We start from the raw sequence: 12,628 nt of genomic DNA on the forward strand, positions 1-12,628 counted from the left end.
ACCGGTTATCCTTTCTTTTCTGTTTCACGTTGTACCCATACCGCACGGCTGCCCATCGACGGCAACTCGGCCTCAATCTGCCGCTGCCCCTGGGCCTGCCAACCTGCAGGCAGATCAAACCTTGCCGACATCTGGCGATAGTAAGGGTTGGCGATCAGCACCAGGCCCCGTTCGCCTTGGATAAACAGACGGGCCGGGATGGCGGTATTGTTGCCTTGCAACAAGCTGCTTTCACCGGAAAGCAGGTAAGGCTCAAAGCTGACAATCTGCTGCGCTACGCCGGCGACGCCGCGCCAGATAGCATCAAATTCCTGCTGGCTGAACCCGCCGCGCTGGCGCTTGTAAAACAGATCGGTATAGGAATAAAACAGGATGCCTCTGGCCCCGCCGATCAACCCCAACCAGGCCTGATTGCGGATCTCCGCCTCGGTAGGCTGACGCGGTTTGCGGTCAGGCGCGTAAGCGGCATGATCCATAATCTGCATCACCAGCCACGCCCCTTTGGCCTGGCGCGCCACCTGACTGGTAATACGGCTGTACTCCAGCGTCCGCGTCAGATCGGCGTCTCTGCCGACCGGATAAGGGTCGCTGGCCAGCACGTCCGAACTGTTGAAATAGGCATTGAGAGTTCCGGTCTTGTCCAACACCTGGAAGGTCAGATGGTCAGGATCCAGCTGCTTGACCTGCAGGTGTTTTTGCTCAATCTGCGGCACATATTCCGGGCCCAGTTCGTCGTTGATGTACCAGGCGAGCAGGTTGGGTTGATGCTTGAACTTCTCCACATAGCTGGCCGTCAGCTGCGGATAGCTCATCTTGGTTTCCGGTGCGAAGCGGGTACCGGCGTACATGTCCTTGAGTGAAAAAATCACCTGCAAACCGTATTGCTGGGTTTTGCGGAAATAGTTATAGGGGTCGCGTCCGGTGCCATAGTTGTAATTGAGCAAGGTATTGAAACCGGCATCGCGGATGCGCGTCAGATGCTCGTCCGTCGCCATCTCGCCGTACATGTAGATGCCGAGCGGGAAGAAGCGCTTGCCTTGCTTCAAAACGTAACCCTGAGCATCCAGCGCGACCTTAGGCCGCGGGCGACCGACGCTGATCGGCATTTCGCTGCGCTGACTGCGTTGCGAAGCCACGTCCGTCACCTGCTGCTGCAAACGATACTCGCCGGCGGCCAGATCGGCCGGCAGTGGGAATTCCACCTTTTGCTGTTCACTGATGGCGTAACGGCGGCTGTCACGTTTCACTGCGGTGTTTTTGTCATCGACCAGGGTGCTGTCCACCTGCACCTGCTGCGGATCCACCACTTCAATCAGGCTGGATGCCGCGCCGTTACCGCTGCGCATCTGGTACAACTCCGGTGCCACGGGCTGCAGGCAGGCGTAAACATCGTCAAACCAGGCACTGCCGGTGGTGCCCTGACGCAGATAAACGCCCAGCACCACCTTCACCGCCCGTGGCGGCACCCGAAAATCGCCGGTCACCGGCTGCCAGCCGCTGGTACCCAGCAGCCCCTGCGGATAGCTGCCCGCCAAAAAACGCCCGCGGTCGTCATAACTTTCGACAAACACGCCGGCGCCCTGATTTTCGCCCTTGCCCCTGAGGTTTTCACCGCGTACCCAGGCACCGAAAGCCAGCTGTTGACCCGGTTTGACCGACAGACTTTGCAGCATGTTGTGGTAGTTGGCCGGGTTGTGATTTTGATAAAACAGGCTGCGCTGACCGCCGTGGCCCCCCGCCACCACCTGCGCCGAGGCCAACGACCACCCGGCGCCCCCCTGCTCGAAGCCGGGATCCTTGAGCAGGTTGCCGTCGCAGCCGGCCGCATTGGCCAGCCCTGCCCAGCCGGCGCCTGCCAGCAGGCAGGCTAAGGTTAGCTTGCTGAAATTCATTGTCTTTTCATCACCGCGCTGTACAGATAGGAGAAGAACAGATAACAGGACTTCTGATAGGAAAGCCCCAGATGGCGGCGATATATCTGCCACTGCCAATCGGCCGCGCGGAATTTATTGCCGGACAGCGACTGTGCGGAGAGGCGATAAAAAGCCAGGGGTTCGGGGATGCAGTAAGCCATGTGGTTCCGCGCCTTCTCCAGCACCGACAGCCACATAACATAATCCTCATGACCCACTTTGCTCTGGTACACCTTGCCGACCTGACGCTGGTTGTACATGCCAGTCAGGTTGCCGATCCAGTTGCTTTTCAACATGTCTTTATAGGCGATGATCTCACCGGCGCCACGGTAGTTTTTCACTCGCGTCGGGTCATCTTCAAAGGTGTAATAATGGGAGCACACCACGTCGTAGCGGTTGGTTTTGAGGATCCCGACCTGGCGCGCCAGCTTGTTCGGGTGCCAGACGTCATCGCTGTCGCAGAACGCAATATAATCGCCGCGTGCGGCTTCAATCGCGATATTTCGGGTCTCGGCCACGCCCTGATTGGTGTCGTTGCGGATGTAAGTCAGACGATCGTGGATGAACGGTTTCACCACCTCGGCGGTATGGTCGGTGGAAGCATCGTCGATCACATACAGGTGATAATCCTGGTATGTCTGGTTCAGCACCCCGAGGATCGACTCTTTGATAAAGCCTGCGGCATTGTAAGCCGGCATGATGACTGAAACTTTTTCCATCTTAACCTCCAGCAATAAGCTGTTGCCATTGGGGATAAATACGCTCGGGAATGAACTGCTGCGCCCGTGCCAACGAGTGAAGGGAAAAGCGCTGACGCAACTCAGCGTCGTCAATCAGCGCCAGCGTGCATTGGCTGAAGGCCTCGATGTCGCCCTCCGCCACCAGATAACCGTTCTCACCGTTATCGATCAGCTCCGCCGGGCCGGTCTGGCAGTCAAAGGCCACCAGGGGCAGGCCAAAGCTCATCGCTTCAATCAACACCATCGGCAAGCCTTCGTAACGCGAGGTCATCAGCAACATGGCGGCCTGACGATAGTGACCGGCGATGTCCGCCGTTGCCGGCAGCAGCTTCACCCGCTGGCCCAGGCCGGCCGCGTCAATCTGCTGTTGCAGTGGCCCCCGGTCCGGGCCGTCGCCGACGATATGCAGTTGCCAATCCCCCGCAAGCGGGGCGATCCGCTGCCAGGCGGCGATCAGCCGGTCGAACCCTTTCTGTGGGCATAACCGCCCCACCGCCAGCGCCACCGGCTGTTGCAGCGCCGGTTGCGGCGGTTGTACCGGGAATGGTGAAACGTTCTCGATCACCCGGCATTTACGGCTGGGCACCCAGCGGCTGATGGTGGCCAAATCTTTCTTCGTCAGCAGTACCGTGCGGTCGCCCAGCCGGTAGACCAGCACCTTCAGCCACTTCATCGGCCAGGCATACTGGTGGAAACTGACGTGTTCACTCAGCAACAACCGGCTATTGGGGCACAGCAAGCGCAGGTACGGCACCATGATCGACGACAGTTTTCCCATCGAAACGGTGATAATTGCGTCATAGCGGCCGCGTCGTAAAAACCATGCCAATCGCCAGGGCCACAACAGCGTTCTGCCCGGCATAAAGCGCAAGGTCACTGACTCGTCCAGCGGGTAAAATGCCCGGTCGCCGCTGATCGACACCAGATCCACCTGATGCCCCAGACGTGTCGTCAGCGCATTGGCCAGGCTGCTGGCCACCCGCTCGGTACCGCCTTTTTCGGCGATGTTCTCAATCACAATCGCTACTTTTCGTTGCTGCATGTCATCTCCGAAATCCCTCGCGGGCGGTACGCAACAGTCGCCCGCCGAGTGGAAACAGCCCCAGTCTGGCCAGACAGTCTCCGTACAGTTTGATCGCCCTGAATTTGCTGCTCAGGGCATCGCGCTCGGTGCGCGATGAGTAGTAGGTGAAGGCCTGCAGGTTTTCGCTGTACAGCGAGGCCAGCAGGTGTTTGCAGGCAAAACCGCTGATATAGCGGCCGCTGGCATTAAGGTAAGCATCGATAAACTGCTCGCTGGCATCGATGTTCATCCGGCAGCGGTCCGTATCGGCATCGCCGCAGCGGATAAACACGCCGCGCCCCTCGTCGAAGGCCACCCTGGCCCCCAGATTGGTGGCGTCGACCAAAAATCCCCAGTCTTGATACTTGTAGAGGAACTCCGGAAATAAAAAACGTCGGTCTTCCTTCTTACGCAGGCTGATGGTTGAGGTGCGAATATCACCCATATCGAGAAATAAAAAATCCGCTCCCGCCACACCTTCTTTATAATCGAAGCGATAGCTGCGAATATTCTTATCACTTACCGTGACGTAGTTACCGAAGATAATGTCTATTCGGGTGTCATGATGACGTTTCAGACGCCGGATAATATAGTTGGTATTAAACGAATCCTCCGGCTCGAGAAAAAAAACCACGTCCGAACGTGCTAACCGAAAACCGACATTGCAAGAGGCTGCCGTATTACGCCGTACTTTACTTTCATGCAACCGCGCCCGGCGATTAGCGACCAGCAGGCTGCGTATATTATCCAACTCTTGTTTGTCCGACGCATTATCAACCACGATAATTTCGTAGTCGAAACCGGAGCAGGCATTGGTCATCCTGACTAATGTGGTGGCCAAACTGGCTGAGTTATTAAAAACGGGAATGACAATCGATAAGTCCATTTATTACCTCAACAATATATTATCATTTGGCAAAACAATGCTAACGCCAACGGAATAACTTGTTATCCCAGAATATCCTTGTCCGGTTACACCCCCGTCCTGACGCGGTGAAATACGCGCAGCCTACCGGTGACTCAACTACTCCTGGAAATAACCTCCCCATTCCTGTTCAATAATTTCCGGTGTGAATCGTTGCAGGCCGGCTCCGGGAGTAAATGTTAACTCGCCAAAATAGATCCTTTCCTGCACCTGATAAAAATCCACTCTTACGTAAGAAAACTGTTCTGCCACCTGGCGTGCCAGCTTCAGCATCTGATCCAGGCGACAGGGTTTATCCATAGGCACTTCGCTGTTGGGCACCCCCATGCGGATTTCGGTGCGGTTCCATTGGGCATCGAAAAAATCACGGCGGTGGTCAATAAAGCGCTGGTAATCAATCTGGATGAAAAAACGCACTTCCCCGTTGCGGTTAAAACAGTGGATCTTGATGTCATTCGGGGTTTTGCCGTCCTCCAGCAACATTTTCTCCACCATGATGCGCGGCGAAATATCCTTATAATGACGTTCGCGATAGACCTGATAAAAGTTCTGTCGCAGCCAGCTGTTGGTCAGCACCCGCAATTCATTAAAGCTGGTTTGACTTTTATCAAATACCAACTTGTTATAACCGCTGCCGTGATTCGCCTTAATCACAAAGGCGTCAGGCAATGACTGGTACATTTCCTCAGTTAATTTTTCACCCTGAGCATAGAGTTCAATCAGGTATTCTTTCCCCCAAAGGTTTTCAATATACTCCCTGACCAGGTACTTATCGGACAATTGAGTATACATTGCCAAAGGATAGACTTTCCTGCGCATCAGTTTCTCGCTATACCCCATCGGTTTAGCCAAATGCGGTAGCTTGTGAAAAAACAAAGCGTATTTTAGCTGATGATATAATGCGTCGGGTATATTACGGTAAAAACCCTTCACCAGATTATTTAGCATAAAGTTCTCGCACCTTCCCTATTAGTTGCGGTAAACAGCGGTAGCAGGTGACCTGCAACCGGGTAATTTGTCCTTTTCTAAAAAAGCCATTAAGTACAAAAAATGAAATAAATTCGGTGATAAACGTTGATATCGCCGCGCCCAAAATGCCATAACGCGGGATCAACACCAGATTCATCAGCACGTTGACCAAAGCGGCCAATGGCATTTTTATCGCGATAAACCGATAACCGCCAAACAACACGATCGCCCGGTAAGAGACGGTGCCCATCACCGAGAACAGCGATGTCACCGAGCACAGCGCCAGAATGGTGGCGGTTTCGCGGTAACTGTCGCCAAACATCAGCTTCACTATCGGGCCAGGGAATAGCGACAGCAGTAATATCACCGGCATCGAAAGCAGCAGCACCACAAGATACAGCAGCCGGATCCGCCCTTCCTGCTCGGTCAGGGAACCGGCGTTGGCCACCCCCGGCATCATCGAGGTAATCAGCGCAATGGGCACAAAGACCCATCCCTGACTCAGGGTGATGGCAGCGCTGTACAGCCCGACGCTGTGTTCCCCGAGATAGTTACCGATCATGATCTGGTCGATACGCGTATAGATGACAATCGATAGCCCGGACACGGCCAACGGCAGCCCGACCTTCAGCAGATAGCGGCCATAGCGCCGTTGATGACGCAGGCTGATGGGCCGCATTCCCCCTTTCTCGCGGCGAAACAGCAACCAACGTACCCCATAGGGGATCAGGCTGCTCAGCACATAGGGCACCGCAAACCATTCCAGCGGCAGCTTGGCATGCACCAGCGCCAGCCGCACCACGATCGACAGCAGCAGCGCCACATTGTTGATCAGCGTGTTGAGCTTCGATTTCAACAGGGCGTCATAATAGATTTTGTAAACGTCCTGCACCGAGAAATAAGCGCTGGCCAGCATCAGCGCCATCATGATCTGGCTGGTGCGATCCTGCGTTAACAGCGCCCAAGCCATCAGCGGCACCGCGATCAGCGCAAAGAGTTGCCGCCGCAGACGCATAGAGGCCAGCATCAACCGAATGCCGCTGTGCCGTTGGCGGGCGACACGGTTGAACAACACCGCGTCGGCCCCCAGTTGCACCAGCGGAACCGCGATGGCGATCACCGACAGCAAATAGTTAATCAGCCCGTACTGCGCCGGCCCCAGATAGCGCGCGACGTAAACCGAAACGAAAATCCCCGACAGGCTCAGCGATACTCGCTCCAACATTAACCACAGGGAGTTCATCAGCATCGCTTTCATAGGGTTACTGAACCTTTTCCTGATGGCTGGGGTAAGCAAAGGCATAGTAGCCGGCATCGGTGGCGGTCTTTTTCACCATGCCGTTGAGGATCACCCCTTTAATGGCAACGCCATTCTGTTCGAAACGTCGGATGCTGGTCTCAATCTGTCTGACGGTGTTGACCTCAAAACGCACCACCATCAGCGCCGTACCGGCGTGATGCCCAACAATCGCCGCGTCGGTCACCGCCAGTACCGGTGGCGTGTCGATCAGCACCAGATCGTAATTCTGCCCTGCCCAACGCAGGAAATCGGCAAAGCGTTGGTGCATCAGCAGTTCGGACGGATTGGGCGGCACCTGGCCACGCGGCACGAAATCCAGATTGGCGATGTCGGTCTTCTTCACCGCCATTTCTGGCGCAATCAGCCCGGACAGCATATCTGACAGGCCGGCCTTGGCGCTGTTGATCAACCAACGATGCAGAAAGCCTTTGCGCATGTCGGCGTCGATCAGCAGCACCCGCTGCCCTGCCTGAGCGATCACCACCGCCAGGTTGGTGCTGGTAAAGCTTTTCCCGCTGGCCGGGCTGGCGCCGGATACCATCAGAATATTGTTTTTGGCCTCCATCATGGCGAAGTGCAGGCTGGTACGCAGGCTGCGGATGGCCTCAACGGACAGATCTTCCGGTTCCTCCTGCGCCAGGATCGGCAGTTTATCGCTGCTGTGTTTGGTCAACAGTTGCTGTTGAATACGGTTACGTTTCTGCTGCCAGGGCGAAAGCGGCACCGTGGCATACACGCTGATACCGCGCTTTTCCAGCGTATCGGTGTCGCTGATGCCACGGTGGAGCGCCGCACGCAACACCACCACCGACGCCGACAGCACACCGCCCATCAGCAGCGCGAAGAAGACGATCATCGCTTTCTGCGGCTGTACCGGACGCAGGCCGGTTTCCGCCTCATCAATGATGCGAATGTTGCCCACGGTTCCGGCCTTGCTGATGCTCAGCTCCTGCTGTTTGTTCATCAACTGCATGTAGACCTGCTGATCCACCTGCACGTCGCGGGTTAAGCGCAAAATTTCCTGCTGGGTTTTCGGCAGGGTTTGCACCTGTTTACCAAGCCGCGCTTTTTCCGCCTCCAGCGTGGCGCGTTTTTCCAACAGGGCGCGATAGGCCGGATGTACCCGGGTATAAAGTTTGGAAATTTCCGCCTCTTTGAAGGTCAGCTCATTGAGTTGCCCTTCAAGCTGCACCTGGGTGTCCAGCACCGACTTGGCCTCCAGCGACAGGTCTACCGAGTCATTCTGCTGGCGGAATTGATTAAGCTGATTCTCGGCGTTATTGAGCGAGGTCTGGGTCCGTGGCAACTGCTCGTGCAGGAAGGCCAGCATGCGCTGGGCTTCTTCGGTTTTCCGATCCACATTCTGCTGCAGGTAGTTATCGGTGATGCTTTTGAGCACCGCTTCCGCACGCTGCGGATCCTCCCCCGCCAGGCTGAAGGTCATGATGCCGCTTTCCTTGCCGCCAGGCGCGACATCCAGAATATTGCGCAGATCGTCCACCGCTTTTTGGCGCGGCACGTTAACCACGGTGAAGGTGGTGCCCGGCAGTGCCTCAAGCTCGCTCACGTTGACCGACCAACCGCCCTGCTGCAGCGTTTGCCCTACAACGCCGCTGAACAAGGTTTTGCCGTCATGGCTCAGGCTGTAATGCTGTGGGTCATCAACGGTCAGGGTCAGTTCCTGGCCCTGCATCACCGCCGGCACCTTCATCGAGGAAATACGCAGTACCGGTGTCACTTCGCCGCTCAGGCGGGCGATGCCCTTGCCGAACAGCGGGAAATAGTCCGGACTGATGCGCACCGTCAGGCCGAGGTCGTCGACGGTTTTGCCAATCACGTAGCGTGATTTTGCCAGCGACACCTCGTCCTGGGTCGCCGAATTCTGACCGACTCCGCCGATCGAACTGTCCAGCGTTTCGCGCAGCAGCGAGTCGCCCGAAAGTTGTTTTTCCACCTGCACCAAAGCCGTGGCCTGATAGATTGGCGTTGCCATCAACGCATAGGCACAGCCCAGGATCCCGGCTACGCCGGTCACCAGCAGAATGCGCCAGCGGTTGTCCCACAGCGGGCCAATCAGGCGCTCCCACTCCAATTTGTCGTCCTGTTCGGCCATCACAATCGGCAATGCATTGTTCTTCATCATCGGTCTTCCTTTAGTCACCGTTACGGGGTTACCAGTTACGTACCCGCAACGTGGCCTCACTGAGGTCGTTGAAGCTGGAAATGGTCGGTACCAGCTGGCTAATCAAGCGGTTCCAGCGAGCGACCGGTGCCGCGGTGACGTACACCACGTCGTAAGGCTCCAGCTGGAATTCGGTGCCCATCGCCAGTGCCGCGGCATCAGACAGGTCGAACTGGTACAGCGACGCCAGCCGTTTTGGCTGCTTGCCGCCGTTCGGACGGATCACGAACACCCCGGTGGCATCGGCCACCGTCTGGCTGATCCCTTCGGAACTGCCCAGGGCTTCGGTCAGCGTCATGCCGCTGCGGTCCATTTTCAGCGTCGACTGCTTGCCGACTTCGCCCATCACAAACACTTTCAGTTCGTCGTTGCGCGGCACATAGAGGATGTCGCCAGGCGTCAGCAGGTGGTTTTGGCTGATGTCACCGCGCTGCATCAGCGCCTGCAGCGAAATCGGCTGTTCTTTGCCCTGATGCGTCAGCACCACGTTGCGCCAGTCGGCGTTGTCGGTCAGCCCGCCGGCGGCGTTGATCGCATCCAGAATGGTCAGCGGTACGTTGGTCACGGCCTGCTGCCCAGAGGTTTTCACTTCCCCGGTGACATACACCTTTTGTGAACGGAAGGCGGCGATGCTGACGTCCACCTGTGGGCTTTCCACATAGGTTGCCAGGCGGCTGGCAATCTGGTTGCGCACTTCGGTAACGGTTTTGCCCACCACCTGCACCCTGCCGATGTACGGATAGAAGATGGCACCATCGGCATGCACCCAGTTGCCGGTATCGCTGGCGCTGCGATATTGCCCTGCCGGGGTGGTCAGCTCTGGGTGATCCCAGACGGTAACGTTGAGCACGTCGCCAACGCCGATACGGTACTGATAGCTTTGCAACCGCTGATCCAACGCCAGGTTGGGTCGCGCTACCGGTTCTATGCGACGCATTTTTTCCAGCAGCATCGGCGTGACGCGATACACCTGAACCTGTTTATCCAGATCGAAATCGTCGTCTTGTTGAGTCACTGTGTCTTTGCCATGGGTCGGCAGGTGTGAACCCGGAAAAGCGGTGCAACCACTGAGCAAGACGCTGGACAGCACCAGTGGCATCAAATGAGGCAAATGAAGGTTCATAACGGTACCGTGAAAAACGGGCCGCCATTGCGGCCCGTGGGAGGATTAACGATCGGCGGTAGGGTTATCGGTAAAAACTCTGGCCTGACGGGGTTCATGCAGCAGGACAAAATAACCGAAGAAGCAAAATACAAAGGCCAGCAGCATCAGGTGATCGGGCAGTTGCAGCACTTCGCTGCAGATGCCGACGCAGGCCAGCGTCACCGCCAACATGCAGCTCATGCTCAGCGCCTGGCGCGCATTGAGGCCACGGCGCATCAGAATATGATGCAGGTGATCGCGCCCAGCCTTAAAGGGACTCTGTCGACGCAGCAAACGACGCGTCATCACCGTCACCATGTCCATCAGCGGAATGGCAATCAGCCACAGTGCGGTCACCGGTCGCATCACCGCGTCTTCGCCCTGCGTGGCGGCAATCAGCAACCACAGCACGCTAAACCCAATCACCATGCTGCCGGCATCCCCCATGAAAATCTTGTTGCGTGCACCAAACACGCTGAGGTTGAACAGCAGGTAGGCCGCCAGCGCCGCAATCAGGCTCAGACACCACAACGCCTGCTCTTCATGCCCGGCCAGCCCGAACAGGATGGCCAGCGCCATAAACGTGACGCAGGACAGCGCGCCCAGTTGGCCGTCGATGCCGTCAACCATGTTATAGGCGTTGATCGCCCCCCACACCGCCAACGGCGTGATCAACAAGGCCGCGTAACCCAGCTGCAGTTCCTGATGACCCCACAGGTAACCCAAAGAAGTGAGTTGCATCCCTGCCGCCAGCATCATCGCCAGCGCAATCCCTCCCTGCACGATGACGCGTGGCGTCACCGGCAGATCAAAGCGGTCATCCAGAACGCCCAGCAACACCAGCGCCGTGATGCTCAGCAAGTAGGTGGTACTGTGCGGCAACCATTCGGGCTGCCAAAAGGTCACCAGCGTCATCACGAGGTAAATGACAATCCCGCCAACCAGCGGAACATGCCCCTGATGACGCTTGCGCGCATTGGGTTTATCCACTAACCCCACCGCCAACGCGGCGCGGCGGGCAATAACCACCAGCACCAGCGCCAAAATAAATATCACGCTCAGTTGATATAACATTGTTCCTCCAGCGAATAAGCACGCTACCGCCCTTGAGTTACAGCTCCCAATGCGCTATTAACAAAAATAAAATTGACAGCCCCAGGATATAAGTCAGCATCAGCCAATCCCGTTTAATACAGATTTATCTGCTTGTCAGAGGCGTAAAATAAATAACCCTAACTCGTAATAAAGTTATCTCTAGGAAAACTCATGCTTAATTGTTTTTTCGATTGCCGAATCAAGTTCGACCGGCGCCACGAAATCACATTGCACATTGCTTTTAAATTGTGTTCTGGCACAGAATTTCTGCACCCGGACGCGGCTAATAGGAAATTTTCGGCGACTTATTTTACTCACCACATCTAATGCCGTTGCCCCGCAGATCCCAAATACGTAAGGAATGCGAATAGTCTTATTATTTCGGCCTAGTGAAGAAGAAATAACGTCCACCAGCTGATTCATGGTGAAGTCAGGCTTATCAACATAATTGCTGACCTGATAAGTGGCCTGTTGATCCAGTGCGTACTCGAGTCTGGCGGCAATATTCTCAACGTAGGCCATGGACTTCATATTATTGCCGCTGCCTATCATCACAAAGCGGCCGCTGGCAATTTGGCGGAACAGGTTATAAACGTTGCCGCGATTGTTTTCGCCAAACACCACCGTCGGGCGGATGATGGTTAATTTGTTACTGCCATCGGCTTTCCGCCAGGCTTCGTAGACATATTCCGCTTCCAATTTGGATTTGCCGTAATGGTTAAAGGGCTCGAAAACCCCTTCTTCGCCGGTTTCCCGGGTCACGAAACCATAGACCGCCACGGAGGAGGTAAAGATAATCTGTTGGATATTCAGCGCCGATGCTGTCATGCAGACATTGCGCGCCCCATCAACGTTAACCTGATAATACAGTGAGATAGGATCAACATTATCCTGATGCTCAGCCGCAAGGTTGATCACGGCGTCACACCCTGCCAACGGCTCCTGCAGGGTCTGGGGCTGGGTTACATCGCCAAACTGATAGAGCTCGGGAAAATGCTCGCTCCGCTTTTTATCCACGATGGTCAACACCAGGTCGTCACGCGCACTCAGGCGCTTAACCAAACGCGTTCCGATAAAGCCGGAACCCCCGATGATCGCTACTTTACGCTTATCCATAATTTGTCACTCAGCCCGGTTTATCCATTATTCCCCACCGCACCATTGAGGCAGGACGCTAATTCGCGTTAGAACATGGAAACCAGACTGGACAAAACGAACCCGGCTTTCAAATAACAAATAATGAAATAAAAATATGTGCCAAATGTAAAATTATCGACAAAGGTGAAATATCATCGCG

10 protein-coding genes are annotated in these 12,628 nt (G+C 55.8%); all 10 read right to left on the minus strand.

The features are described from left to right. Positions 1–5 precede the first annotated feature (5 nt). The 10 genes from LQ945_RS03560 to LQ945_RS03605 all read right to left on the minus strand — a co-directional run bounded on the left by LQ945_RS03560 (position 6) and on the right by LQ945_RS03605 (position 12,447). Entirely contained in the window at positions 6–1,892 is a 1,887-nt protein-coding gene (locus tag LQ945_RS03560; protein ID WP_270102269.1) for a carbohydrate-binding protein CenC, read from the minus strand. Next, complete coding sequence (locus tag LQ945_RS03565) at positions 1,889–2,632, minus strand: glycosyltransferase family 2 protein (RefSeq protein WP_044551994.1); 744 nt, start codon at positions 2,630–2,632, stop codon at positions 1,889–1,891. Before LQ945_RS03565 ends, LQ945_RS03560 begins: the two co-directional genes overlap by 4 nt. Before the next feature lies 1 nt (position 2,633). Continuing rightward, entirely contained in the window at positions 2,634–3,695 is a 1,062-nt protein-coding gene (locus tag LQ945_RS03570) for a glycosyltransferase family 4 protein (protein ID WP_270102270.1), read from the minus strand. A 1-nt stretch (position 3,696) separates the two neighbouring features. Next, entirely contained in the window at positions 3,697–4,602 is a 906-nt protein-coding gene (locus LQ945_RS03575; RefSeq protein ID WP_270102271.1) for a glycosyltransferase family 2 protein, read from the minus strand. 138 nt (positions 4,603–4,740) lie between these two features. Beyond that, on the minus strand, positions 4,741–5,589 hold the full coding sequence (locus tag LQ945_RS03580; protein WP_262240495.1) for an ATP-grasp fold amidoligase family protein: 849 nt from the start codon (positions 5,587–5,589) through the stop codon (positions 4,741–4,743). Beyond that, positions 5,579–6,868 carry a flippase gene (locus LQ945_RS03585; RefSeq protein WP_269933580.1) on the minus strand — a complete coding sequence of 430 codons (1,290 nt, stop codon included), beginning with the start codon at positions 6,866–6,868 and terminating at the stop codon, positions 5,579–5,581. The genes LQ945_RS03580 and LQ945_RS03585 overlap by 11 nt, the downstream gene beginning before the upstream one ends. A 4-nt stretch (positions 6,869–6,872) precedes the next feature. Next, positions 6,873–9,053, minus strand: a complete 2,181-nt coding sequence (locus LQ945_RS03590) for a polysaccharide biosynthesis tyrosine autokinase (protein ID WP_044551999.1) — start codon at positions 9,051–9,053, stop codon at positions 6,873–6,875. Positions 9,054–9,081: 28 nt separating this feature from the next. After that, on the minus strand, positions 9,082–10,215 hold the full coding sequence (locus tag LQ945_RS03595; protein WP_269933582.1) for a polysaccharide export protein: 1,134 nt from the start codon (positions 10,213–10,215) through the stop codon (positions 9,082–9,084). A 45-nt stretch (positions 10,216–10,260) separates the two neighbouring features. After that, positions 10,261–11,310: a UDP-N-acetylglucosamine--undecaprenyl-phosphate N-acetylglucosaminephosphotransferase gene (gene wecA, locus LQ945_RS03600; protein WP_182821881.1), complete on the minus strand. Its 1,050-nt coding sequence runs from the start codon at positions 11,308–11,310 to the stop codon at positions 10,261–10,263. 180 nt (positions 11,311–11,490) lie between these two features. Beyond that, positions 11,491–12,447: an NAD-dependent epimerase/dehydratase family protein gene (locus LQ945_RS03605; protein ID WP_270102272.1), complete on the minus strand. Its 957-nt coding sequence runs from the start codon at positions 12,445–12,447 to the stop codon at positions 11,491–11,493. Positions 12,448–12,628 lie beyond the last annotated feature (181 nt).

It is taken from the genome of Serratia liquefaciens, assembly GCF_027594825.1.
Lineage (GTDB): Bacteria > Pseudomonadota > Gammaproteobacteria > Enterobacterales > Enterobacteriaceae > Serratia > Serratia liquefaciens_A.

Excerpts from the sequence above, each read along its gene's own strand:
- LQ945_RS03560 (WP_270102269.1), bottom strand. The coding sequence starts at position 1,892 with ATGAATTTCAGCAAGCTAACCTTAGCCTGCCTGCTGGCAGGCGCCGGC.
- LQ945_RS03565 (WP_044551994.1), bottom strand. The coding sequence starts at position 2,632 with ATGGAAAAAGTTTCAGTCATCATGCCGGCTTACAATGCCGCAGGCTTT.
- LQ945_RS03570 (WP_270102270.1), bottom strand. The coding sequence starts at position 3,695 with ATGCAGCAACGAAAAGTAGCGATTGTGATTGAGAACATCGCCGAAAAA.
- LQ945_RS03575 (WP_270102271.1), bottom strand. The coding sequence starts at position 4,602 with ATGGACTTATCGATTGTCATTCCCGTTTTTAATAACTCAGCCAGTTTG.
- LQ945_RS03580 (WP_262240495.1), bottom strand. The coding sequence starts at position 5,589 with ATGCTAAATAATCTGGTGAAGGGTTTTTACCGTAATATACCCGACGCA.
- LQ945_RS03585 (WP_269933580.1), bottom strand. The coding sequence starts at position 6,868 with ATGAAAGCGATGCTGATGAACTCCCTGTGGTTAATGTTGGAGCGAGTA.
- LQ945_RS03590 (WP_044551999.1), bottom strand. The coding sequence starts at position 9,053 with ATGATGAAGAACAATGCATTGCCGATTGTGATGGCCGAACAGGACGAC.
- LQ945_RS03595 (WP_269933582.1), bottom strand. The coding sequence starts at position 10,215 with ATGAACCTTCATTTGCCTCATTTGATGCCACTGGTGCTGTCCAGCGTC.
- wecA (WP_182821881.1), bottom strand. The coding sequence starts at position 11,310 with ATGTTATATCAACTGAGCGTGATATTTATTTTGGCGCTGGTGCTGGTG.
- LQ945_RS03605 (WP_270102272.1), bottom strand. The coding sequence starts at position 12,447 with ATGGATAAGCGTAAAGTAGCGATCATCGGGGGTTCCGGCTTTATCGGA.